20 protein-coding genes, 1 pseudogene and 1 riboswitch are annotated in these 21,973 nt (G+C 75.2%); of the genes and pseudogenes, 16 read left to right on the top strand and 5 right to left on the bottom strand.

Features of this window, described 5'->3' with window-relative positions; all coding sequences use genetic code 11:
* The first annotated feature begins 37 nt into the window (after nt 1-37).
* The 7 genes from ACFHW0_RS26745 to ACFHW0_RS26775 all read left to right on the top strand — a co-directional run bounded on the left by ACFHW0_RS26745 (nt 38) and on the right by ACFHW0_RS26775 (nt 6,865).
* On the top strand, nt 38-1,012 hold the full coding sequence (locus ACFHW0_RS26745) for an ABC transporter permease (protein WP_416611937.1): 975 nt from the start codon (nt 38-40) through the stop codon (nt 1,010-1,012).
* Entirely contained in the window at nt 1,005-1,874 is an 870-nt protein-coding gene (locus tag ACFHW0_RS26750; RefSeq protein WP_416611938.1) for an ABC transporter permease, read from the top strand. Before ACFHW0_RS26745 ends, ACFHW0_RS26750 begins: the two co-directional genes overlap by 8 nt.
* Nucleotides 1,871-2,932 (top strand): ABC transporter ATP-binding protein, encoded by a 1,062-nt coding sequence (locus ACFHW0_RS26755; RefSeq protein WP_416611940.1) that lies wholly within the window; start codon nt 1,871-1,873, stop codon nt 2,930-2,932. Before ACFHW0_RS26750 ends, ACFHW0_RS26755 begins: the two co-directional genes overlap by 4 nt.
* On the top strand, nt 2,929-3,663 hold the full coding sequence (locus ACFHW0_RS26760) for an ABC transporter ATP-binding protein (RefSeq protein WP_416611942.1): 735 nt from the start codon (nt 2,929-2,931) through the stop codon (nt 3,661-3,663). The genes ACFHW0_RS26755 and ACFHW0_RS26760 overlap by 4 nt, the downstream gene beginning before the upstream one ends.
* A 78-nt stretch (nt 3,664-3,741) precedes the next feature.
* Nucleotides 3,742-3,923, top strand: a riboswitch (cobalamin riboswitch).
* Nucleotides 3,924-3,951: 28 nt separating this feature from the next.
* Nucleotides 3,952-4,965 carry an ABC transporter substrate-binding protein gene (locus ACFHW0_RS26765; protein WP_416611943.1) on the top strand — a complete coding sequence of 338 codons (1,014 nt, stop codon included), beginning with the start codon at nt 3,952-3,954 and terminating at the stop codon, nt 4,963-4,965.
* 131 nt (nt 4,966-5,096) lie between these two features.
* Entirely contained in the window at nt 5,097-6,098 is a 1,002-nt protein-coding gene (locus ACFHW0_RS26770) for a FecCD family ABC transporter permease (RefSeq protein WP_416611945.1), read from the top strand.
* Nucleotides 6,098-6,865 (top strand): ABC transporter ATP-binding protein, encoded by a 768-nt coding sequence (locus tag ACFHW0_RS26775; protein WP_416611947.1) that lies wholly within the window; start codon nt 6,098-6,100, stop codon nt 6,863-6,865. The genes ACFHW0_RS26770 and ACFHW0_RS26775 overlap by 1 nt, the downstream gene beginning before the upstream one ends.
* Nucleotides 6,866-6,965: 100 nt before the next feature.
* On the opposite strand, the gene ACFHW0_RS26780 is transcribed toward ACFHW0_RS26775, so the two are convergent.
* The 4 genes from ACFHW0_RS26780 to ACFHW0_RS26795 all read right to left on the bottom strand — a co-directional run bounded on the left by ACFHW0_RS26780 (nt 6,966) and on the right by ACFHW0_RS26795 (nt 11,369).
* Nucleotides 6,966-9,131 (bottom strand): cytochrome c oxidase assembly protein, encoded by a 2,166-nt coding sequence (locus tag ACFHW0_RS26780; RefSeq protein WP_416611949.1) that lies wholly within the window; start codon nt 9,129-9,131, stop codon nt 6,966-6,968.
* Between the two features lie 83 nt (nt 9,132-9,214).
* Nucleotides 9,215-9,835 (bottom strand): copper resistance CopC family protein, encoded by a 621-nt coding sequence (locus ACFHW0_RS26785; RefSeq protein ID WP_416611951.1) that lies wholly within the window; start codon nt 9,833-9,835, stop codon nt 9,215-9,217.
* Between the two features lie 124 nt (nt 9,836-9,959).
* Nucleotides 9,960-10,715 carry a zf-HC2 domain-containing protein gene (locus ACFHW0_RS26790; RefSeq protein WP_416611953.1) on the bottom strand — a complete coding sequence of 252 codons (756 nt, stop codon included), beginning with the start codon at nt 10,713-10,715 and terminating at the stop codon, nt 9,960-9,962.
* 87 nt (nt 10,716-10,802) lie between these two features.
* Nucleotides 10,803-11,369 carry a sigma-70 family RNA polymerase sigma factor gene (locus tag ACFHW0_RS26795; protein WP_416611955.1) on the bottom strand — a complete coding sequence of 189 codons (567 nt, stop codon included), beginning with the start codon at nt 11,367-11,369 and terminating at the stop codon, nt 10,803-10,805.
* Between the two features lie 200 nt (nt 11,370-11,569).
* Between ACFHW0_RS26795 and ACFHW0_RS26800 the strand changes: the two genes are divergently transcribed.
* The 8 genes and pseudogenes from ACFHW0_RS26800 to ACFHW0_RS26835 form a co-directional block, all read left to right on the top strand.
* The gene (locus tag ACFHW0_RS26800; protein ID WP_416611957.1) at nt 11,570-13,177 is read left to right on the top strand and encodes an amidohydrolase; all 1,608 of its coding nucleotides are present in this window, start codon (nt 11,570-11,572) and stop codon (nt 13,175-13,177) included.
* A 742-nt stretch (nt 13,178-13,919) separates the two neighbouring features.
* The gene (locus ACFHW0_RS26805; RefSeq protein WP_416611959.1) at nt 13,920-16,757 is read left to right on the top strand and encodes a Na+/H+ antiporter subunit A; all 2,838 of its coding nucleotides are present in this window, start codon (nt 13,920-13,922) and stop codon (nt 16,755-16,757) included.
* On the top strand, nt 16,754-17,233 hold the full coding sequence (locus ACFHW0_RS26810) for a Na(+)/H(+) antiporter subunit C (RefSeq protein WP_416611961.1): 480 nt from the start codon (nt 16,754-16,756) through the stop codon (nt 17,231-17,233). Before ACFHW0_RS26805 ends, ACFHW0_RS26810 begins: the two co-directional genes overlap by 4 nt.
* Nucleotides 17,230-18,807, top strand: coding sequence for a Na+/H+ antiporter subunit D (locus ACFHW0_RS26815; protein ID WP_416611963.1), 1,578 nt, complete (start codon nt 17,230-17,232; stop codon nt 18,805-18,807). Before ACFHW0_RS26810 ends, ACFHW0_RS26815 begins: the two co-directional genes overlap by 4 nt.
* Nucleotides 18,804-19,439, top strand: coding sequence for a Na+/H+ antiporter subunit E (locus ACFHW0_RS26820; RefSeq protein WP_416611965.1), 636 nt, complete (start codon nt 18,804-18,806; stop codon nt 19,437-19,439). Before ACFHW0_RS26815 ends, ACFHW0_RS26820 begins: the two co-directional genes overlap by 4 nt.
* On the top strand, nt 19,436-19,699 hold the full coding sequence (locus tag ACFHW0_RS26825) for a monovalent cation/H+ antiporter complex subunit F (RefSeq protein ID WP_416611967.1): 264 nt from the start codon (nt 19,436-19,438) through the stop codon (nt 19,697-19,699). The genes ACFHW0_RS26820 and ACFHW0_RS26825 overlap by 4 nt, the downstream gene beginning before the upstream one ends.
* Nucleotides 19,696-20,058 carry a monovalent cation/H(+) antiporter subunit G gene (mnhG, locus tag ACFHW0_RS26830; protein ID WP_121396912.1) on the top strand — a complete coding sequence of 121 codons (363 nt, stop codon included), beginning with the start codon at nt 19,696-19,698 and terminating at the stop codon, nt 20,056-20,058. The genes ACFHW0_RS26825 and mnhG overlap by 4 nt, the downstream gene beginning before the upstream one ends.
* A gap of 37 nt (nt 20,059-20,095) precedes the next feature.
* Nucleotides 20,096-20,620, top strand: a pseudogene (locus ACFHW0_RS26835) (SDR family oxidoreductase); the annotation flags it as partial.
* A gap of 134 nt (nt 20,621-20,754) precedes the next feature.
* Here ACFHW0_RS26835 and ACFHW0_RS26840 read toward each other — a convergent pair.
* Nucleotides 20,755-21,021 (bottom strand): helix-turn-helix domain-containing protein, encoded by a 267-nt coding sequence (locus tag ACFHW0_RS26840; RefSeq protein ID WP_132231774.1) that lies wholly within the window; start codon nt 21,019-21,021, stop codon nt 20,755-20,757.
* A 73-nt stretch (nt 21,022-21,094) separates the two neighbouring features.
* On the opposite strand from ACFHW0_RS26840, the gene map reads away from it, so the two are divergent.
* The gene (gene map, locus ACFHW0_RS26845) at nt 21,095-21,913 is read left to right on the top strand and encodes a type I methionyl aminopeptidase (RefSeq protein WP_416611969.1); all 819 of its coding nucleotides are present in this window, start codon (nt 21,095-21,097) and stop codon (nt 21,911-21,913) included.
* The last annotated feature ends 60 nt before the right edge of the window (nt 21,914-21,973 follow it).

Below are 21,973 nucleotides of genomic sequence, written 5' to 3' on the forward strand. Positions count from 1 at the left end.
CCCGGCGAGGGCCACCCCCCGGCGCCGGACGCGCCGCATGGCGGGAGCCGGCACGGTGGTCCGCCGGCGGCTGCTGGTGGCCGTGCCGATCCTCGCCGCCACCAGCGTCGGCATGTTCGCCCTCGGCGCGGCCTCGCCCATCGACCCCGCCCAGCAGTACGCGGGCGCGGCGGCGTTCACCGCCAGCGAGGAGAACCTGGCGCAGATCCGCGCCAACTGGGGTGTCGACGACCCGCTGCCGGTGCAGTACCTGCGCTGGGTGGGCAACCTGCTCCAGGGTGACCTGGGCTGGTCCACGAGTCGCCACGAGCCGGTCACCTCCGTGCTCGCCGCCCGCGCCGGCTGGACCCTGCTGCTGGTCGGCGCCGCCCTCGCCCTCGTCCTCGTGGCGAGCCTGCTGCTGGGCACGCTGGCCGCGTACCGGCGTGGCGGCTGGTTCGACCGGGCGCTGCGCGCCACCGCGTACGCCGTGCAGTCGATGCCGGTCTTCTGGATCGGGCTGGCCGCGATCGCCCTGTTCGCCCTCACCCTCGGCTGGCTGCCGGCGGGCGGGCTCACCGACATCACCGCCACCGGCACCGATCCCGCCGACGTGGCCCGGCACCTGATCCTGCCGGTGGGCGTGCTGGCGATCGCCCAGACGCCGTGGTTCGTCCTGTTCATCCGGGACGCCGTCGCCGACAGCCTCCGCGACGACCACGTCCTCGCCGCCCGGGCCCGGGGCCTGCCCGGCCGCACCGTCCTGTTCGGCCACGCCCTGCGTACCGCGCTGCTGCCGTTCCTCACCCTCGTCGGCACCCACCTGCCGGAGCTGATCGGCGGCGCCGTCCTGGTGGAGACCGTGTTCTCCCTGCCCGGCCTCGGCGCGGTCACCGTACAGGGCGCGCTGGGCAGCGACTTCCCGCTGCTGGCCGCCACGACCCTGGCCACCACCGTCGTGGTGCTGGCCGCGAACCTCGGCACCGACCTCGCCTACGCCGCCGCCGATCCCCGGGTACGCCTCGATGACTGACCTCGCCCTGCCCCTGCGGGTCCGGCGGCCGAAGCCGCGTACGGGCCGGGTCGGCGCCACCCTCGCCTGGGCCGTGCTCGTCGGCGCGGGCCTGGCCTGCCTCCTCGCCCCCGTCCTCTGGCCGCTCGACGAGAGCGCGGTGGACCTGGCCCGGACCCGGCTCGCGCCCTCCTGGGCGCACCCGGCCGGCACCGACGACCTCGGCCGCGACGTGGCCCACCGCAGCCTCTACGGTCTGCGGGTCTCGCTGCTCGTCGGCGCGGTCGCCGCGCTCGTCGCCACCGTGATCGGGGGCCTCGTCGGCGCGGTGGCCGGCACCCTCGGCGGCTGGGTCGACCGCGTGCTGATGCGGGTGGTCGACACCATCGCGGCGCTGCCGCACCTGCTGCTGGGCATCTTCATCGTGGCGATGCTGCGGCCCAGCCTGGGCGCGGTGATCCTGTCGATCGGGCTGACGCACTGGCTCTCCACCGCCCGCATCGTCCGGTCCGAGCTGCTCAGCCTGCGCACCCGGCCGTTCATCGACGCCGCGATCTCCGGCGGCGCCAGCCGGGTCCGGGTGATCACCCGGCACCTGCTCCCGCACGTGCTGCCCCGGTTGGCGCTGGCCACCACGCTGATGGTGCCGCACGCCGTCTGGCACGAGACCGCGCTGTCCTTCCTCGGCCTCGGCCTGCCCCCGCACCTGGCCTCGATCGGCAACATGATCAACGACGGGCAGCGGTCCCTGTTGACCGGCGCCTGGTGGGCCAGCATCGTGCCCGGCCTGCTCCTCGTCGTCGTCACGCTGGCCCTGGCGGCCCTCACCGGCCGGTGGCGCGACCGCCTCGACCCGCGCGTACGAGCGGAGCTGAACCTGTGACCACCACCCGCGAGCCCGCCCCCGCCCCGGCCGGCACCGCCGACACCATCGCCCCGGCCGACAGCGCCGGCGTGGGTGGCGCCGCCGCCGACGGTCGGCCCGGCCTGCTGGAGGTCGACGGGCTGACCGTCCGCTTCCAGCTCCGCGACGCCGTCGTGCAGGCCGTCACCGACCTGCACCTGACCGTCCACCCGGGCGAGCTCCTGGCGGTGGTCGGGGAGTCCGGCTGCGGCAAGTCGGTGCTCGCGCACGCCCTGCTCGGCCTGCTCCCCGGCAACGCCACCGTCACGGGGCACGCCCGCCTGCGCCCGCCCACCGGGGCGCAGGTCGACCTGGTCGGCTGCTCCGAGCGCCACCTCGCCCGCGCCGTACGCGGTCGCGCGGTCGGGCTGGTGCCGCAGAGCCCCGCCACCGCCCTGACCCCCGTACGGACGGGCCGGCGGCTGCTGGAGGAGACCCTGCGCGCCCACGGGCACACCCGGCGCGAGGCGCCCGCGGCGGCCGAGCGGGTCGCCGCGGACGTCGGTCTCGACCCGGCCGACCTCGACCGCTACCCGCACGAGCTCTCCGGCGGCATGGCCCAGCGCCTGGCCACCGCCCTCGCCCTCGCTCCCGACCCGCCGCTGCTGCTCGCCGACGAGCCCACCACGGGCCTCGACCGGCCCCTGGTCGACCACACCCTCGACCTGCTGCGCCGCCGCTGCGACGCCGGCGGCGCCGTCCTGCTCATCACCCACGACCTGGCCGCCGCCCGCCGGGTCGCGGACACGGTCGCCGTCATGTACGCCAGCCGCATCGTGGAACGGCGGCCGACGGCCGAGTTGTTCGCGGCGCCCGCCCACCCGTACACCGCGGGTCTGCTCGACGCCCTGCCCGAGCGGGCCTTCCGGCCGGTCCCCGGCCATCCGCCGATGCTCACCGACCTGCCTCCCGGCTGCGCCTTCGCCCCGCGCTGCGACCGCGCCACCGACGTCTGCCGCACCCCGCCCGCGCCCTGCGCGGGCGCGCCGGGCCGGGTCGCCTGTCACCACCCGCTGACCCTCGGAGCGCCGGCATGACCAGCACCGCCGGCATGACCAGCACCGCCGGCATGACCAGCACCGCCGGGAGCGCCGGCATGACCAGCACCGCCCTCGCGGCCCACGAGGTCGCGGTCTCCTACGGCGGCCGGCGCGTCCTCGACGGCGTCGACCTGCGCGTCGCGCCCGGCGAGACGGTCGGCCTGCGCGGGCCCTCGGGCAGCGGCAAGTCCACCCTCGCCCGGGTGCTGGCCCTGCTGCACGCCCCCGAGGCCGGCCACGTCACCCTCGACGGCCACCGGGTGGCGGGCGCCCGGCACCGGGTGCCCGCCGCCGTCCGTACCCGCGTCGCGATCCTGTTCCAGAGCCCCCGCGCCGCCACCGACCCCCGGCTGGGCCTCGCCGACATCATCGCCGAACCGCTGCGCGCCACCGGCACGCCCGAGGAGCAGGCGCGGGCCCGGGCGGCGGAGCTGGCCGACCTCGTCGGCCTCACGCCCGACCTGCTCGCCCGCCGCCCGCACGCGGTCAGCGACGGGCAGTTGCAACGCGCCTGCCTCGCCCGCGCGCTCGTGCACCGGCCGGACTACCTGCTCTGCGACGAGGCCACCGCCATGCTCGACGCCTCCACCCAGGCGCACCTCGCGGCCGTCATCACCGACTACCAGCGGCAGCACGCCGCCGGGGTCCTGCTCATCACCCACGACCCGGCGCTGATGGCCCGCTGGGCCACCCGGGTGGTCGACCTGCCGACCGCCGCGCAGCCCTGACCGGCCGGCCCTCCCGCCTGCCCCCGGCGGACCGTCCCTGATGGTGTTCGTCACCGTGACTTCCGGGCCGGCCGGCGGCTAGGGTGACGCTGCCGTGGTGCTCGGGAAGCCGGTGCAAGACCGGTGCGGCCCTCGCCACTGTGATCGGGAAGTTCGCGGCCCTCGTCGTACGAGGTCACTGGGCGTAACCCGCCTGGGAAGGCCGGCCACGGACGCACCTCCCGTCAGCCAGGAGACCGGCCACGGCACTGCGATGACCCGTCCACGAGGTGTTGGAAGGCGGTCCCGATGCGCGTGCGCGCAGTGCGGTCCACCCTGTCCCGGCGCGTTGCCGCGCCCCTGTCCGTCCTCATCGTCCTGTTGGCCGGCTGTGCCACGGACGACCCGGCCACGACGCCCCCGCCGGCCGCCGCCCCGGTCGCGCTGACCAACTGCGGTACGCCGGTCACCGTCGCCGCCCCGCCCGAGCGCGCGGTGACCCTGAACCAGCCCGCCACGGAGATCATGCTGGCGCTCGGCCTCGCCGACCGCATGGCCGGCACGGCGTACCTGGACGACGCGATCCTGCCGGAGCACGCCGCCGCGTACGCCGCCGTGCCGGTGCTGTCGGACAAGTATCCGGCGAAGGAGAAGCTGCTGGAGGCCGCGCCGGACTTCGTCTACGCCTCGTTCCACAGCGCCTTCGGCGACGAGGGCGTCGGCGACCGCGCCGCGCTCGCGGGGCTCGGCATCGGCACGTACCTCTCGCCGGCCGGGTGCCCGAAGCAGCACCGGCCGGCGAAGCTGACCGTCGAGGACGTGTTCGCCGAGATCCGGGACGTGGCGGCCGTCTTCGGCGTGCCGGACCGGGCCGAGAAGCTCATCGCCGACCAGCGGGCACGGATCGCTACGGCCGCCGCCCGGATCGGCGGCGCGCGGGACGTGTCCGTGCTCTGGTGGGACGCCGGCACCGACGCCCCGAGCGTGGGCGCCTGCTGCGGCAGCCCCAACACGATCATGTCGGCGGTCGGGGTGGGCAACGTGTTCGGCGACCTCACCGGCGGCTGGGCCGACACCAGCTGGGAGGCGGTCGTGGACCGCGACCCCGACGTGATCGTGCTGATCGACGCGGGCTGGGACGCGGCCGCCGCGAAGCGGGCCTTCCTGACCCGCCACCCCGGCCTGAAGGAGCTGCCGGCGGTGGCCCGGCAACGGTTCGTCGTCATCCCGTTCTCCTCGACCTCCGCCGGGGTGCGCGTCGTGCTCGGCGTCGAGGCGCTCGCCGCGGGTGTGGCGCAGCTCCCCGCCGGGGCGGACCGCTGACCGCCGTGGCCCGCCGCGCCGGCCCCGGACCAGCTCGCCGCACCGCCCCCGACCGGACCCGCCGCACCGGCCCCGGGTCCGCCGACCGCGCCGCCCCCGCCGGAGTCCGTGCGCCCAGCCCGGTCGGCCTGGTGGTGCTGCTGGTCGCCCTGCTGGCCGGGCTGGTCGTGTCGATCGGGGTGGCCGTCACCGTCGGGCCGGCCGACATTCCCGTGTCGACGGTCTGGTCGGTCGTGGCCGACCGGCTGGGACTCCCGCACGCCGAGGTGCCGCTGCTGCGCGAGCACATCGTCTGGCGGCTGCGCCTGCCCCGGGTGCTCGGGGCCGCCGCCGTGGGAGGCGGGCTGGCGGCCGTCGGCGCGGTGATGCAGACCGTCACGCGCAACCCGCTGGCCGACCCGTACCTGCTCGGGGTCTCCTCGGGGGCGTCGCTCGGCGCGGTCGCGGTCCTCGTCCTGGGCTTCGGTGGCGGGGTCGCCGCGCTCACCGGGGGTGCCTTCGCCGGGGCGCTGGCCGCGTTCGCGGTCGTGGCCGCGGTGGCCGGCCGGCGGGCCGCGCTGGCCCCCACCAGGGTGGTGCTGGCCGGGGTGGCCGTCGCGCAGCTCTGCGGGGCGGCGACCTCGTTCGTCATCATCTGGGTCGCCGACCCGCACGCCACCCAGAGCATCACGTTCTGGCTCTCGGGCTCGCTGGCCCGCGTCGACTGGGCCGCCCTGGCCTGGGCCGCGCCGGTCCTGGCGGTCGTGCTCGCCCTGGTGGCGGCGTACGCCCGCACGCTCAACGCGTTCGCCTTCGGCGAGGACGCCGCGGCGACCCTCGGCATCCCCGTCACCCGGGTCCGGTGGCTGCTGCTGGTCGCCACCGCGCTGCTCACCGCGGCGCTGGTCGCCGTCAGCGGCGCGGTGGGCTTCGTCGGGCTGATCCTGCCGCACGCCGCCCGGTTCCTCACCGGGGCGGACCACCGGCGTCTGCTGCCCGTCGTCGTGCTCGCCGGGGCGATCTTCCTGGTCTGGGTGGACACCGCCGCGCGGACCCTCTTCGCGCCCCGGGAGCTGCCGGTCGGCGTGCTGACGGCCCTGCTCGGGGTGCCCGCCTTCGTGGTGCTGCTGCACCGCCGGAAGGTGCGTGGCTGATGCTCACCGTCACCGGCGTGTCCTGGTCCGTCGCGGCCCGGCGGATCCTCGACGACGTCACCTGCGCGGTGCCGGCGGGCAGCCTCGTCGGGCTGCTCGGCCCCAACGGCTGCGGCAAGACCACCCTGCTGCGGATCGTCGCCCGGCTCGCCGCGCCGGACGCCGGGCTGGTCACGGTCGGCGGCGACGACGTCGCCGCCCTGCCCCGGGTCACCCTGGCCCGCCGGACGGCGCTGCTCGCCCAGCACGCCGACACGGACCTGGACCTCACCGTCGGCGAGGTGGTGCTGCTCGGCCGTACGCCCCACCGCGGCTCCCGCTGGTCCGACAGCGGCGCCGACCGCGCCGCGGCGGCCGACGCGCTGGCCCGGGTGGACCTGGACGGGTACGCCGGGCGCCGCTGGCACACCCTCTCCGGCGGCGAGCGGCAGCGGGTGCAGCTGGCCCGGGCGCTGGCCCAGCAACCGCTGCTGCTGTTGCTCGACGAGCCCACCAACCACCTCGACATCGGCCACCAGCTGCACCTGCTGCACCTGGTCCGCCGCTCGGGGATCACCACCCTGGCCGCGCTGCACGACCTCAACCTGGCCGCCATGTTCTGCGACGCGGTGGTCGTCCTGGCCGCCGGGCGGGTCGTCGCCGCCGGTACGCCCGCCGAGGTCCTCACCCCCGGGCTGCTCGCCGACGTCTACGGGGTGCGGGCCGACGTGGTGACGCACCCGGGCACCGGACGGCCCGCCATCACCTACCACCCGCCCGCGCCATGACCGTCGCAATGGGCTGCCTCGTCACCGTGTGCCGCGACTGCTGCTGTGGCAGCACCCGCAAGCACCCGTCCGTCGACCACGACGCGCAGCGGCGGCGGCCTCAGCGCGGGCGGTCGTCGCCGGGGCCGCCGGGATCGGTGCGGCCGGCGGCGGCCAGGAAGGAGTTGTAGCGGGCCAGGTCGTCCGGCTCGCCGGTGGCCTCGGCGCGGGCGGCGGCGCGGTCGAGGCGGGCCTGTTCGCGCCGGTCGGCGCGAATCCACTGGCGGACCAGCACGACCAGGACGACCGCGGCGGGGATCTCCCCGAACGCCCAGGCGATGCCCGCGCCCAGCCGCTGGTCCTCCATCAGCGACGACGCCCACTCCGGATGGACGGCGACGTACCAGTCCGGGGCGATGAGGCTGGTGGTCTGCATCAGCACGAGGCCGAAGAAACCGTGCGCCATCATCGACGCGAGGTGGATGATCACCAGGAGGGGGTGGGCGAGCCTCGGCCGGCCCGGGTCGACCCCGATGAGCACCCAGAACAGCAGGTACCCGGCGACCACGAAGTGGGTGAGCATGGCCAGGTGCCCGAGGTGGGAGCGCATCAGCGTGCCGAGCAGGTCGCTGAGGTAGAGACCGAAGAGGCTGCCGACGTAGATACCCAGGGCGACCAGGGGGTGGGTGAGCAGCCTCGCGGGCCGGCTGTGCAGCGCCAGCAGCAGCCACTCCCGGGCCCCACGGACCTGCGGGTCGGTGGGGCGACGCAGGGCGCGCAGCGCGAGGGTGACCGGGGCGCCGCCGACGAGCAGGATCGGCACCAGCATCGACAGCACCATGTGCTGCACCATGTGGGCGCTGAACAGCACGTACGCGTAGCGGGCCACGCCCAGGTTGGTGACGGCGGCCAGCAGCAGCAGACCGGCCGACCAGCTCGCGGTCCGGGCCAGCGACCAGCGGTGCCCGGCCCGGTGCAGCCGCCACACCCCGGCCAGGTAACCGCCGATGCCGAGGACGGTGAGGGTCAGGAAGAACATGTCCGGCAGCGGCTGGCCCACCAGGCGTTCCGGGGTCGGGGCGGCGGGCATCGGGAAGCCGAGCAGCTCGGTGATGGGATCGGCGTCGAGGGGGTCCTGCGCCACCGGGGTGGGGCTGCGGGACAGCGCCACGGCCAGCCCGACGGTGGCGGCGAACACGACCACCTCGCCGGCGGCCAGCCGGGCGAACGCGCCGCGCCGGCCCGCGCGTAGGGCCGGCAGGGTCCGCGACCGGTGCGCGGCGCCCAGGGTGCCCAGGACCGCCAGGGCGACAAGCTTGCCGAGGACCAGCCAGCCGTACCGGGACTGCCAGAGCTGGGCCACGTCGCCGAGGCGTACGGCGGCGTTGGCCGTTCCGCTCACCGCGACGGCCACGAAGCAGCCCAGGGCGAGGCGGCCGTACCGGTCGGCGGCGTCGGCCAGCTGCCGGCTGCGGCGGACCATCAGCAGCGCCACCAGCCCGCCGACCCAGAGGGCGGCGGCCAGCACGTGCAGGGCGAGGCTGGACACGGCGATCTGGTGGTTGCCCGCCCCGGCGGCGTGCCCGGTGAACGCCGGCGGCAGCACCCCGACCAGCGCGATCAACGCCGTCGCGGCGGCGAGCCCGCGCGAGACGCCCACCCGGGCCAGCAGCGCCACGGCCAGCGCCAGCCCCGCCTGGAGCAGCAGCGCCCGCCCCTGCGAGATCGAGGAGGCGAAGCTGACCACGATGGGGACGCCGAGTTCGTCCACCGGGACGCCGAGCAGGTCCGAGACCGTCAGCACGATCAGCGTCACCGCGGTCACCGCCCAGCCCGCCGCCGCCGCGCCCGCGCGGCGCAGCAGCAGCCAGCCGTACGCCGAGACGCTGCGCCCGTCGCCGGGCAGCAGGAAGGCCGCCGTCACCACCATCCCGACCGTCAGGGTGGCGAGGCCGTCGGCGAGCAGCCGGACCACGGGCAGCGCCCACGTGGTGACCGGCCCCGGGTCGGGCAGCCCGGGGATCGCGACCGCGAGCGCGTCGCCGGCACGCAGGCCGAGCAGGAGTACGGCCACCGCCGACGCCACGGCCGCGACGGGTACGAGCCACCCGCCACGCCCCCGGGAGCCGGGACGGCGGCCGGGGCCGGGCGTGCCCGCGACCGGGGCGGCCGGGGCGACGGCGGCAAGCTGGTCGTCCACGTCGGCGTCACCGGCCGCCGTCGTCGCCACGGGGTCGGCGCCCGGGCCCCGGGCGGGGTGGGCGGGGCGGGAGGTGGTGTCTGGCACGTCGGTGTCCCTTGGGTTCGGGGAGGGCGGCGGTTCGCGCCCGGTGGGCGGCCCGGGGCTTCGAGGGCCGGGGGTGCTGCCGGTCAGCGGGTCTCGCGCCGCCGCCGCAGCAGCAGCGCGGCCCCGCCGAGGACGGCCACCAGGACCCCGGCGGCCAGCAGCACGGCGCCCGTCCCGGGGCCGCCCGAGCCGGTCGCGGAGGCGGCGGCGGGGCCGACCGACGCGGCGGCGGACGGGGCGACGGCGGCCGACGGCGGCGTGGCGGTCGGCGCGGCCGACGGCGGGGTGGCGGTCGCCCCGCCGTCGGTGTCGACGCCGCCGGCGACGGTGAACCGGTACGACCCCTGCACGGGATGCCCGTCGGCGGAGACGATCCGGTAGGCCACGGTGTAGGTGCCCTCGCCCAGCGTCTCGTCGACCGTCACCGTGCCCTTCGTCCCGTCGACGGTGGGCGCACCGGTGGGGACCTTCCGCCGGGCGGCGTCGGTCAGCGCGATGGTGGTGAAGGCCGGGTCGAGCCGCTGCGCGAACTCCAGCGTGACCCGCGTCGGCGGCGTCGTCAGGCGGTCGCCCTCGGCGGGGCTGGCGGCCCGCAGCGTGTTGTGCGCGGCGGCGGGGGCGGCCGGTACGAGCAGCAGCGCGGCGGCGGCCAGCGTGGCGGCGACGAGGGCCGCGGCGGTCGGGCGGCGGAACCGGGTGTGCATGTCTGGTGCTTCTCCTGATTGGTGGTGGTCAGCCGAGCGGCTGGCGGCCGAGCCAGCCGCCCGCGGGGCAGCCGGGCGGAAAGTCGGGAAAGCCGACTCGGCGGGTGCCTCGGCCGGAGTCGGGTCAGGCCGCGCGGCGGTCGGAGACCCGCGCGGAGCCGGGATACGGCGACGGGAGCAGCCGCAGCCCCGGCGACTCCGTGGGCTCGTCGGCGGGCAGGCTCCAGCGGGGCTCGTCCGGACGACTGCGCTGCGCCGGGCCGTCCGGGCGCAACCCGGGGCGGGACAGGGCGACGACGATGACGTAGCCCGCGAGCAGGAAGCCGTGGGTGACCAGCCGGGCGGTGTCCACCCGCCCGGTCAGCAGGTCGTTGACCGACAGCAGCGCCAGCATGCCGACGAAGGCGCTCAGCATCGGCACCAGCCCGGTCGGCGGCGTGCGCCGGGCCGCGACGAAGAGGAAGCCCGCGCCCACGGCGACGTTCCATGCCGCCGACTCGTGCCACAGGTGCCCCGACATCAGTCCGCCGGCCGCCGCGTGCGCGTGCGCGCTCGCCGTGCCGCGTCCGATCTGCGCCAGGCCCAGCACGAGTTGCAGTGCCCCGACCAGACCCAGGACGGCCCGCAGGGTGAGCACGAGCCGCTCCCGCCGGCGATGCGGAGCCGGGGTGGGCAGCGCGCCGAGGATGACGTCGGTGCGGTCGTCACCGGCGACGGCGACCGACAGCCGGGCCCGGCGGGTCACCGCCGTGGCCCGGTCGTACCACGTCCGGCAGCCGCCGCAGCCGGTCAGGTGGGCCGCCACCGCCGTCCGCTCGGCAACGGTCTCCTCTCCGTCCAGCTGCGCCGACAGCACCTCACGCCACTGCTCACACCCCATGTACCGGTAGTCGTCCCGGACCCGCCGTTGGTTCCCGCGCAGTTTCGTTAACCATCGCCTTCCCGCAGGTCAGGGCGGGCAGGCAACTCAGCCGGTGGCGTCGCCGCCCCGGCCCGCGTCCGGCTCCGACCAGCTGTGCAGAGCGGTGACCAGGTCCTCCCGGGCCCGCGCCACCCGGGAACGGATGGTGCCCACCGGGCAGCCGCACACCTCCGCGGCCTCGGCGTAGGACAGGCCGAGAACCTGGGTGGCGACGAACGCCTCCCGCCGGTCCCTGGGCAACGCCGCGATGAGGCGTTCGAGCACGACCTGCCGGTCGAAGCCGCTGCGCGCCGGGTCGGGGACGTCGTACCCGTCCGGCATCGGCACCGTGCGCGGCCGTGACGTCACGGCGCGGACGTGGTCCGCCGCGACCCGGCGGGCGATGGCGAGCAGCCACGTCCGCGTCGAGGAGCGCCCGGCGTACGACGGCAGCGACCGCATCGCCCGCAGAAAGGTCTCCTGGGTCAGGTCGTCCGCCTCGCGGGGCGCGACCAACGCGGCGAGGAAGCGGCGGACCTGCTGCTGGGTCGCCCGGACGAAGCAGGCGGCGGCCGTCCGGTCACCCCGGCCGGCGGCCAGCGCCCACGCGGTCAGCTCCGCGTCGTCAGCCATCCGGCACCTCCGTGTCGGGCCGCCGAGGGCGGGTGCCCGACGACAATCACGACAGGTCGTAGTAGTGACTGGTCGGTAGCGTACCGCAGGCGGCCCGGTGGTGGCCCTCCCCGACGTCCCGGCTCCGGGTGCCACCGCGCCCGTCGCCGGGGCCTGTCTAGCATGGACGGCCCCCGCCCGACCGTCGAAGCAGGCAGCCCATGACCGGTACGGTTTTCGAGAACGCCCGGATCCACACCCTCGACCCCGCCCGTCCGCACGCCGAGGCGATGCTGGTACGAGGCGAGCGGATCGTCGCCGTCGGAGACCTCGACGAGTGCCGCGACCGCGCCGGCGCCGGGGCGCGCCGGGTCGACCTCGCCGGGATGGCCGTGCTGCCCGGGCTGATCGACAGCCACCTCCACTCGGCGCTCTACGTACGCGGCCTGGAGCAGGTGGACCTGCGCGGCACGACGAGCCTCGACGAGGCGTTGACGCGGATCGGGCGGCACGCCGCCACCCTGTCGCCCGACGCCTGGCTCTTCGGGGGCCGCTGGGACAGCCACAAGTGGGACCGGCCGGTGCAGCCGACCCGGGCCGACCTGGACCGCGTCTGCCCGGACCGGCCCGCCGTGCTGCCCAGCATCGACGGGCACACCACCTGGGTCAACACGGCCGCCCTCCGGCGGCTCGGCATCGACGCCGACACCCCCGACCCGGTCGGCGGGCAGATCGTCCGCGACGAACGCGGCGAGCCGACCGGCATCCTGCGGGAGGCGGCGGGGGACGCGGCGTACGACGTCATGCGCTCCTCGCTCGCCGGCGACCTGGTCGCGCAGCTGCGTACCCACCTGCCCCGACTGCTCTCCGTCGGCCTGACCAGCATCCACGACCTCGACGGTCAGGACTGCCGGGCCGCCTACGAGACCCTGTACGCCCGGGGCGAGCTGCCGCTGCGGGTGCACAAGTCGATCCCGTCGACCGCGTTGGACGAGGTGATCGACCGGGGCTGGGCGACCGGCGACGGGGACCGCTGGCTCAGCACCGGCCCGGTCAAGATCTTCACCGACGGGGCGCTCGGCTCGCACACCTGCCTGATGACCGAGCCGTACGACGGCGAGCCGCACAACCACGGCATCGCGGTCACCCCGGCGGAGGAGTTCGAGCGGCTGGTGGCGAAGGCGGCCGGGGCCGGCATCGCCGTCGCGGCGCACGCCATCGGCGACGCGGCGAACCAGATGGTGCTGCGGGCGTACGCCAACTGGCAGGAGTCGGCGCGCACCAACCCGACCGTCGCCGGGGCGGTACGGCGGCTGCGGCACCGGATCGAACACACCCAGCACCTGCGCCCGGCGGACGTGCCGTTGCTCGCCCGGCTGGGCGTGACCGCCTCGATGCAGCCCACCCACTGCACCAGCGACATCCCCCTGACCAGCCGGATGCTCGCCGGCCGGGACCTCGCCTCGTACGCCTGGCGCAGCCTGCTGGACGCCGGCGCGACGGTGGCGTTCGGCTCGGACGCCCCGGTGGAGGACCCGGATCCGTTCTTCGGCATCCACGCCGCGGTGACCCGGCAGCAGCCCGGCGGCACCCCGCCCGGCGGCGTGGACCCGCACGAGCGGGTGGACCTCGACACGGCGCTGCGCTGCTTCACCGAGGCCGGCGCGTACGCCTCCTACGAGGAGCACCTCAAGGGGCGGCTGACCCCGGGGATGCTCGCGGACTTCATCGCGCTGCCCACCGACCCGTACCGGGTCGAGCCGGCGGCCCTGCGCGACCTCACGGTGGCGCTCACCGTGGTCGGCGGGGTCGTGCGCTGGCAGCGCTGACGGGACCCGCCGCCCGCTGACCGGGGCCGGCCGCCGCCCGCCGGGGCGGGGCCGGCGGTCAGGCGGGCGGCGCGGCCCGTGCCGGCGGGCATGGTGAACACGGCGACGTCGCGGGGCGCGGGCACGTGGGCGACCGCGCGCTCCTCGCGGCGTCGCCTGGCCCAGGCCAGCAGCGGTACGGCGGCCAGGCTCGCCACGGAGGCGCCGAGCGCCCACGGATCGGCGCGGTGCCCGGGTACGACGGGAACGACCACGGACGCCGCCAGCAGGACGGCCGTCCAGGCGGAGACCAGCGCCGCCACCCGGGGGCGGGTGGACACGCCGAGCAGCCCCGGGAGCAGCACCCAGCGGAGCGGCGTGCTCACCTCGGCCACACCCATCACGAGGGCGTTGCCCATCGCCCCGGCGAGCGCCGTCCGGGTCGACACCAGCACCCGCTCCGCATCGTCCCACCCATCCGTCGTCTTCGATCTCCGGCAGTCGTCCGTCGTGCCCGGACGCGCGTCGTCCGCCCTGCTCGCCGGGCCGCCAGGGTATCCGGAGGGTGGAGGGTCACCTCCTGATCATGATAGGCGGGAGTGCGGGCGGCGACGCCGTCACATCGATCGCCGTGAACCCTTGCGCGAGGTCGACGACCGGTCGGCGGGCGCGGGCACGCCGCCGGCCCGGTATCGCCAATATGCGGATTCACTCCTTACCGGTTAGGGTTGGCTAACCGGCTGTCGAACTCTGGGGAGGGTATGTGCTGGTTCTGGTGGCGGTCCACGCACTCACAGCCGTGATCGCCCCGGGACTGATACGTATCTGGGGGCGACGGGCCCTCTACCTGGTGGCCCTGGCCCCGGCCGCGACCCTGGTCTGGGCGCTGACCCGGACCGCGACGGTCCGCTCCGGCACCCCGGTCGTCGAGACGGTCACCTGGGTCCCGCAGCTCGGCCTGGAGATCGCCCTACGGATGGGCACCCTGGCCTGGCTGATGGTGGTGCTCGTCGGCGGCGTCGGGGCGTTGGTGCTCGCCTACAGCGCCCGTTACTTCCGCTCCGACGACCCGCGCCTGGGCCGCTTCGCGGCCGTCTTCGTCGCCTTCGCCGGGGCGATGCTCGGCCTGGTGGTCTCCGACGACCTGCTGCTGCTGTACGTGTTCTGGGAGCTGACGACCGTCCTCTCCTACCTGCTCATCGGCAGCGACCCCACCAGACGAGCCAGCCGGCGCGCCGCCATGCAGGCGTTGCTGGTCACCACCCTGGGCGGCCTGGCGATGCTCGCCGGGTTCGTCATGCTCGGCCAGCACGCCGGCACCTACCGCTGGTCCGAGATCGCCACGGACCTGCCCGGCGGCGGCTACCTGGCCGTGGCCCTGGTGCTGATCCTGCTCGGCGCGCTCAGCAAGTCGGCGATCTTCCCCTTCAGCTTCTGGCTGCCCGGCGCGATGGCCGCGCCCACCCCGGTCAGCGCCTACCTGCACGCCGCGGCGATGGTCAAAGCCGGGGTGTTCCTCGTCGCGCTGATGGGACCGGCCGTGGCCGGGGTCACGCCGTGGCGTCCGGTGCTGCTGGCCGGCGGGCTGATCACCATGTTCCTCGGCGGCTGGGCGGCGCTGCGACAGGCCGACCTGAAACTGCTGCTGGCCTACGGCACGGTCAGTCAGCTCGGCCTGCTGATGGTCATCCTCGGCGCCGGCACCCGCGACACCGCGCTCGCCGGCGCGGCGATGGTGCTGGCGCACGCGCTGTTCAAGTCCACCCTGTTCCTCGTCGTCGGGATCGTCGACCACGTCGCCGGCACCCGTGACCTGCGCGAACTCAGCGGCCTCGGGCGGCGGGCGCCGGCGCTCGCGGTCGTGGCCGGCCTCGCGGCGGCCTCCATGGCCGGCCTCCCGCCGATGGCCGGATTCGTCGCCAAGGAGGCGGCGGTCGAGGCGTTCCTGCACGGCGGCACCGCCGACCTGGTGGTGCTCGCCGGCGTGGTGCTCGGCTCGGCGCTGACCGTGGCGTACACGCTGCGCTTCGTCTGGGGCGCGTTCGCCACCAAAGGCGACGTGCCCGCCACCCAGCCCGGGCCGGTCCGGTGGCCCTTCCTCGCGCCGGCCGTCGTGCTCGCCGCCGCCGGCCTGGCGGTGGGGCTCCTCGCGCCCGCCGTCGACAAGGTCCTCGCCCCGTACGCGGACCTGTACCCGAGCGCCGAGCCCGGCTACCACCTCGCGCTGTGGCACGGGCCGACCCTGGCCCTGGGCCTGTCGGCGCTGGCGGTCGCCGGTGGCGCGGGGCTGTTCCTCCTGCGGCACCGGGGGCGGCTGGGCCGGGCGGCCCGCCTGCCCTTCGACGGGGCCGCGGTCTACGACCGGCTCATCGGCGGGGTGGACCGGCTCGCGGTGGAGCTGACCGGCGCCACCCAGCGGGGATCCCTCCCGTTCTACCTCGGCGTCATCCTGCTGGTGTTGATCGCCTTGCCGGGTGGGGCGCTGCTGGCCGGGATGCCCTGGCCGCAGCGGTTCCAGCTGTGGGACACCCCGTTGCAGGCCGTCGCCGCCGCGGTGGTGATCGTGGCCGCAGTGGCCGCCGCCCGCGCCCGGCGCCGACTGACCGCGATGATCCTCGTCGGCGTCGCCGGCTACGGCACCGCGCTGCTGTTCATCCTGCACGGCGCCCCGGACCTGGCCCTGACCCAGTTCCTGGTGGAGACCGTCACGATCGTCATGTTCGTACTGGTCCTGCGCCACCTCCCTGCCAAGTTCTCCGAGCGGCCCATCCGGTCCAGCCGGCGCGGTCGCGTCGCGCTCGGCGTCGCCGTGGGCGTGGTCACCGCCGGCATGGCGTACGTCGCGGCCGGAGCGCGGACCGCCACCCCGATCTCCGTCGACTTCCCCGACGAGGCCGTCTCCTACGGCGGCGGCAAGAACATCGTCAACGTGACCCTGGTCGACATCCGGGCCTGGGACACCATGGGCGAGATCGCCGTCCTGGTGGTGGCCGCCACCGGCGTGGCCAGCCTCATCTTCCGTCACTCCCGGGACCTCGACCTGCGCAGGGGCATCCCCGGCGTCGGCCGCACCGAGTCGGCGCGGCCCCGCTGGCTCACCACCGGCGCCACCACCCGCCAGCAGTCGGTCATCCTCCAGGTCGTCACCCGGCTGCTGTTCCACGCCATCGTGCTCTTCTCGATCTACCTGCTCTTCTCCGGGCACAACGCCCCCGGCGGCGGCTTCGCCGCCGGGCTGGTGGCCGGGCTCGCGCTGGCCGTGCGCTACCTGGCGGGCGGGCGCACCGAACTCAACGGGGCCGCCCCCGTCGACGCCGGCGCGGTGCTCGGCGCGGGGCTGTTCGTCGCGGTCGGCACGGGCGTCGCCGCGATGCTGCTGGGCGGGGAGTTCCTCCAGAGCGCCCTGCTGGACCTGCACCTGCCGGTCCTCGGCCACGTCCACTTCGTCACGTCGGTCTTCTTCGACGTCGGCGTCTACCTCATCGTGGTCGGCCTGGTCCTGGACATCCTGCGCAGCCTGGGCGCGGAGATGGACCGCCAGCAGGAGACCGACCAACGCGAGACCGAACAGGCCGACGACCGGACGAAGGAGCTGGTGTGAACCCGAACCTGACCTACGTCCTCGTGGTCGGTGTCCTCTTCGCCGCCGGGGTGACGCTGCTGCTGGAACGCAGCCTCACCCGGGTGCTGATGGGCGTCATCCTGCTCGGCAACGGCGCCAACCTCCTGCTGCTCACCGGCGGCAGGGCCGGCGGGCCGCCGATCGTCGGCACCACCGCCGAGGGGGACATGAGCGACCCGCTGCCCCAGGCCATGGTGCTGACCGCGATCGTCATCACCCTCGGCATGACCGCGTTCCTGCTCGCCCTGGCGTACCGCAGCTGGCACCTCAACGGGCACGACGAGGTGCAGGACGACGTCGAGGACCGCCGCATCATGGAGCTGGCCGACCGGGACGAGGGACCGGGCACCGCCGACACCGACGCCGGAGACGGTGACGGCGACGTCGCCCTGGTCACCGTGCCCGCCGACGACGCCACGGCGAGCCCGGCCGGGGACGCGGGGAGGGGCCGATGACCTGGCTCGTACCCCTGCCGGTGGTGATGCCGCTGCTCGGCGCGGCCCTGACGCTGCTGCTCGTCGGCCGGCCCCGCGCCCAGCGCTGGGTCAGCCTCACGGTCCTCGCCGCCACGGTCGCCGTGGCGGCCACGCTGCTGGTCCGCTCCTCCGTCGACGGGCCGCTGGTCGTCGAGGTCGGCGGCTGGGTGGCGCCGCTGGGCATCGTCCTGGTCGCCGACCAGCTCGCCGCGCTCATGCTCGTCGTCTCCGCCGCCGTCACCCTCTGCGTGCTGGTCTACTCGATCGGGCAGGGCACGGCCGACGGCAACGAGGAGACGCCGCTGTCGGTCTACCACCCGACCTACCTCGTGCTGACCGCCGGCGTGTGCAACGCCTTCCTCTCCGGCGACCTGTTCAACCTCTACGTCGGCTTCGAGATCCTGCTGGTGGCCAGCTACGTGCTGCTGACCCTGGGCAGCACGGAGACCCGGATCCGGGCCGGCACCACGTACGTCGTGGTCAGCCTGCTCTCGTCGCTGATCTTCCTGGTCGCGATCGGCCTGGTCTACGCGGCGACCGGCACGCTCAACCTGGCCCAGCTCGTCGACCGGCTCGACGCGCTGCCGGACGACCTGCGGCTGGTGCTGCAGGGGATGCTGCTGCTCGCCTTCGGCATCAAGGCGGCCGTGTTCCCGCTGTCGGCCTGGCTGCCGGACAGCTACCCGACCGCCCCGGCCCCGGTCACCGCGGTCTTCGCCGGCCTGCTCACCAAGGTCGGCGTGTACGCGATCATCCGCACCGAGACGCTGCTGTTCCCCGGCGGGCGCACCGCCGACCTGCTGCTGGTGGTGGCGGTGCTGACGATGGTGGTGGGCATCCTCGGCGCGGTCGCCCAGTCCGACGTCAAACGGCTGCTGTCGTTCACCCTCATCAGCCACATCGGTTACATGCTCTTCGGCGTCGGCCTGAGCACCTCCCTCGGACTCTCCGCGGCGATCTTCTACGTGGTGCACCACATCACCATCCAGACGACCCTGTTCCTCGCCGCCGGCCTCGTCGAACGCCGTGGCGGGAGCACCGCCCTGGACCGGCTCGGCGGGCTGGCCCGGCTCTCGCCGCTGCTGGCCGTGCTGTTCTTCGTACCCGCGCTCAACCTCGCCGGCATCCCACCGTTCTCCGGTTTCCTCGGCAAGCTCGGCCTCGTCCAGGCCGGCGTGGACGACGGCGGCGCGCTGGCATGGACGCTCGTCGCCGGCGGGCTGCTCACCAGCCTGCTCACCCTCTACGCCATCGCCCGCGTGTGGAACCTGGCCTTCTGGCGTGCCCCGCACCCGGACATGCCGGACGCCGACGACGCCGTCCGGGCCGCCCGCACCGACGGCGCCGAGCAGCCGCGCCGGGCACCGGATCCCGAGGGGTCGGGCGCCGTGCTGCCCCGGCTGATGATCGGGTCGACCGCCGCCCTGGTGGTGCTGGGTCTGGCGCTGACCGTGGTGGCCGGGCCGCTGTTCGACATCAGCACCGACGCCGCCGACGACCTGCTGCGCCGGACCCCGTACGTCGAGGCCGTGTTCCCGGACGGTGCCCCGTGACCAGTGACCGGACGAATCCGACGGGCCCCACCGGGCCGGCGAACCCGCCGCTGACGCGCGGGGCCCGCCGGCACAACCGGATCGTCGCCGTGACCGGGCTGACCAGCGTCTGGGTGCTGCTGTGGGGCACCCTCTCCTGGGCCAACCTGATCAGCGGGCTGGTGCTCTCCGTCGTGCTGCTGGCGGTGTTCCCGCTGCCGCCGGTGACCTTCGCCGGGCGGATCCGCCCCGTGCCGCTCGCGCGGTTCTGGGTGCGGTTCCTGCGGGACCTCGTCGTCGCCTCCGCCCAGATCGCCTGGCTGGCGATGCGGATCGGGCACCCCCCGCTCAGCGCGATCATCGCCGTGCCGCTGCGGGTCAACACCGACCTCAACCTCACGCTGACCGCCGAGGCGCTGTCCCTGGTGCCCGGCAGCCTCATCATCGAGGCCGACCGGACGACCGGCACCCTCTACGTGCACGTCCTCGGCGTCCGCAGCCGCGAGGAGGTGGAGCGGTTCCGGCAGGGCGTGCTCGACCTCGAAGCGCGGATCGTCGCCGCCATCGGCTCGCCCGACGAACTGCGCCGCGTGACGCAACCCCACGCCGCCGGCCCCTCGGAGCCGGCCCACCCGGAAGGGGTACCCAGTTGACCGTCGTCGCCGTGACCGTCGTCGCGCTGCTCGCCGTGGCCGTCGGACTGACCCTCGTCCGCATCATCCGCGGACCGTCCATCCTCGACCGCGCCGTCGCCACCGACGTCCTGCTCGCCGTCGTCGTCGCCGCCATCGCCACCGAGGCCGCCTACAGCCGCGACGCCACGGCGCTGCCCGTGCTGGTCGTCCTCGCCATTCTCGGGTTCGTCGGCTCGGTCAGCGTCGCCCGGTTCGCCGCCCGGAGGAACGACAAGTGACGCTCGACGCCGTCCTCGACGTCACCGCCGGCGTCTGCCTGATCGCCGGCGCGCTGCTCTGCGTCGCCGCCGGGGCGGCGCTGCTGCGCTTCCCCGACCTGCTCGCCCGGATGCACGCGGCGGCCAAGCCCCAGGTGCTCGGCCTGCTGCTCGTCCTGCTCGGCTGCGCGCTGCGCCTGCGTACGGGGGTGGACATCACCACCCTCGTGCTCGTCGGCGCCTTCCAGCTCGCCACCGCGCCCGTCGCGGCGCACATGGTGGGCCGGGCCGGCTACCCGCACGACGAGATCCGCCGCGACCTGCTGATCACCGACGAGCTCGCGCCCCACCTGGACCGCATCAGCTCCGGTCGCTCCTGACCGCGGGCCGCGGCGGCTCTGCGGGGCCGTCGAGACGTTCGGTCGCCTCGACGTCGCCTTCAACAACGCCGGCGTCGAGCCGCCCGTCACGCCCGCCGCCGACATCACCGAGGACGACTGGGACCGGACCGTCGCGATCAACCTGCGCGGCGTGTTCCTGTGCATGAAGCACGAGATCCCGCTGCTGCTCCAGCACGGCGGTGGCGCGATCGTGAACACCTCCTCCGGAGCCGGGGTCGTCGGCATCGCGGGACAGGCCGCCTACACCGCCGCCGAGCACGGCGTCGTCGGGCTCGCCAGGTCCGCCGCCCTCGACTACGCCCGTTCCGGCGTACGCATCAACGCGGTCTGCCCCGGCATCGTGGCCACCGAGATGATGGACCGCTTCACCGGCGGCACTTCCGAAGGACGCGACCGCGTCATCGCCCAGGAGCCGATGGGACGCACGGGCACCGCCGACGAGATCGCCGCAGCCGTGCTCTGGCTCTGTTCGGACGCCGCGGCCTTCGTCGTCGGCCACGCCATGGTCATCGACGGCGGACAGACCGTCGGGCCGGCATGAGTCCGGGGCCACGGCCTTCGCCGGACCCGCGAGGTGAGGACGGCTCGCCCCGAGCCGGCGCCGTCCGGCCGCAGCGTTCCCTCCACGGGCGCGGTTCCCGCTCGGTCACCATCACCGCCTTGAGCGGCTGGTCTCTAGGAAGCCTGGCGGACCGGCATGTCGGCCCGCCAGACGTCGGCCAGGTCGCTGAGGGGGACGTCGAGGGCCTGGCTGAGGCCGACCACGGTGCCGAACGCCGGTGCGGGAAGGCGGCCCGCCTCGATCTTGCGCAGCGTCTCGGGGGAGATGCCGGCTGCCAGGGCCACCTCGACGAGGCTGCGGCCCGCCCGCGCGGCCCGGAGGGCAGCTCCGAGTCGCTGGCCCGCTGCGATCTGTTCGGCGGTGAGTGGTTGGCGCACCATGCCAGCAGGATACCCCCGGGGCGTCCCGACCTGGCGTGGTATAAAAATACCGCACAGGGAGAGGGAGGCTGTCGTGATCGAACTCAAGTCCGCCGAGGAGATCGACCGGATGGCGGTGGCCGGCCAGTTCGTCGGCGAGTTGCTCGCCGAGCTGAGTGGTGTCGCCGCGGTCGGCGTCAACCTGATGGACCTCGAACACCACGCCCGCCGCCGGATCGCCGAGCGCGGTGCCGAATCCTGCTACTGGGACTACGCCCCTTCGTTCGGCCGCGGCCCGTTCCGCAACGTGCTGTGCCTGTCGGTCAACGACGCGGTCCTGCACGGCCTGCCGCACGACTATGTCCTGCGCGACGGTGACCTGCTCAGCATCGACATGGCGGTCGGCATCGACGGCTGGGTCGCCGACTCCGCGCTCTCCGTCGTCGTCGGCACCCCCGACCCGGCAGACCTGAAGCTGATCGAGGCCACCGAGGTCGCACTGGAGGCCGCCATCACCGCCGCCCAGCCCGGCGGCCGCCTCGGCGACATCTCCGCCGCGATCGGCGAGGTCGCCCGCTCCTACGGCTACGGCGTCAACGCCGAGTTCGGTGGCCACGGCATCGGCCGCACCATGCACGAGGCCCCGCACGTGTCCAACGACGGCCGCCCCCGCCGCGGCCTGAAACTCGACCCCGGCCTCACCATCGCCATCGAGCCCTGGTTCTGCCGCTCCACGGACAAAATCAAGTTCGACAAGGACGGCTGGACGATCCGCTCCGCCGACGGCTCCCGTACCGCCCACTCCGAACACACCGTCGCCATCACGGCCTCCGGCCCCCGGGTCCTGACCCGCCGCCCCACTCAGGCCGCCACCTCGGCCGGCCCCACCAGGAAGCCCGCCGCAACCTCCTGACCCGCTGCCCGCCTCGGGGTGTGACCCGGGGCGGCCATGGGCGTGCCGGAGGAACGCGCC

The sequence above is a fragment of the Micromonospora sp. LOL_025 genome (genome assembly GCF_048060285.1).
Taxonomy (GTDB): Bacteria; Actinomycetota; Actinomycetes; order Mycobacteriales; family Micromonosporaceae; genus Micromonospora.

What these genes read in the sequence shown, in the direction of transcription:
- ACFHW0_RS26815 (WP_416611963.1), top strand. Translation starts at nt 17,230, where the DNA reads ATGACCTGGCTCGTACCCCTGCCGGTGGTGATGCCGCTGCTCGGCGCG.
- ACFHW0_RS26800 (WP_416611957.1), top strand. Translation starts at nt 11,570, where the DNA reads ATGACCGGTACGGTTTTCGAGAACGCCCGGATCCACACCCTCGACCCC.
- ACFHW0_RS26775 (WP_416611947.1), top strand. Translation starts at nt 6,098, where the DNA reads ATGCTCACCGTCACCGGCGTGTCCTGGTCCGTCGCGGCCCGGCGGATC.
- ACFHW0_RS26790 (WP_416611953.1), bottom strand. Translation starts at nt 10,715, where the DNA reads ATGGGGTGTGAGCAGTGGCGTGAGGTGCTGTCGGCGCAGCTGGACGGA.
- ACFHW0_RS26840 (WP_132231774.1), bottom strand. Translation starts at nt 21,021, where the DNA reads ATGGTGCGCCAACCACTCACCGCCGAACAGATCGCAGCGGGCCAGCGA.
- ACFHW0_RS26795 (WP_416611955.1), bottom strand. Translation starts at nt 11,369, where the DNA reads ATGGCTGACGACGCGGAGCTGACCGCGTGGGCGCTGGCCGCCGGCCGG.
- ACFHW0_RS26785 (WP_416611951.1), bottom strand. Translation starts at nt 9,835, where the DNA reads ATGCACACCCGGTTCCGCCGCCCGACCGCCGCGGCCCTCGTCGCCGCC.
- ACFHW0_RS26745 (WP_416611937.1), top strand. Translation starts at nt 38, where the DNA reads ATGGCGGGAGCCGGCACGGTGGTCCGCCGGCGGCTGCTGGTGGCCGTG.
- ACFHW0_RS26760 (WP_416611942.1), top strand. Translation starts at nt 2,929, where the DNA reads ATGACCAGCACCGCCGGCATGACCAGCACCGCCGGCATGACCAGCACC.
- ACFHW0_RS26765 (WP_416611943.1), top strand. Translation starts at nt 3,952, where the DNA reads ATGCGCGTGCGCGCAGTGCGGTCCACCCTGTCCCGGCGCGTTGCCGCG.
- ACFHW0_RS26750 (WP_416611938.1), top strand. Translation starts at nt 1,005, where the DNA reads ATGACTGACCTCGCCCTGCCCCTGCGGGTCCGGCGGCCGAAGCCGCGT.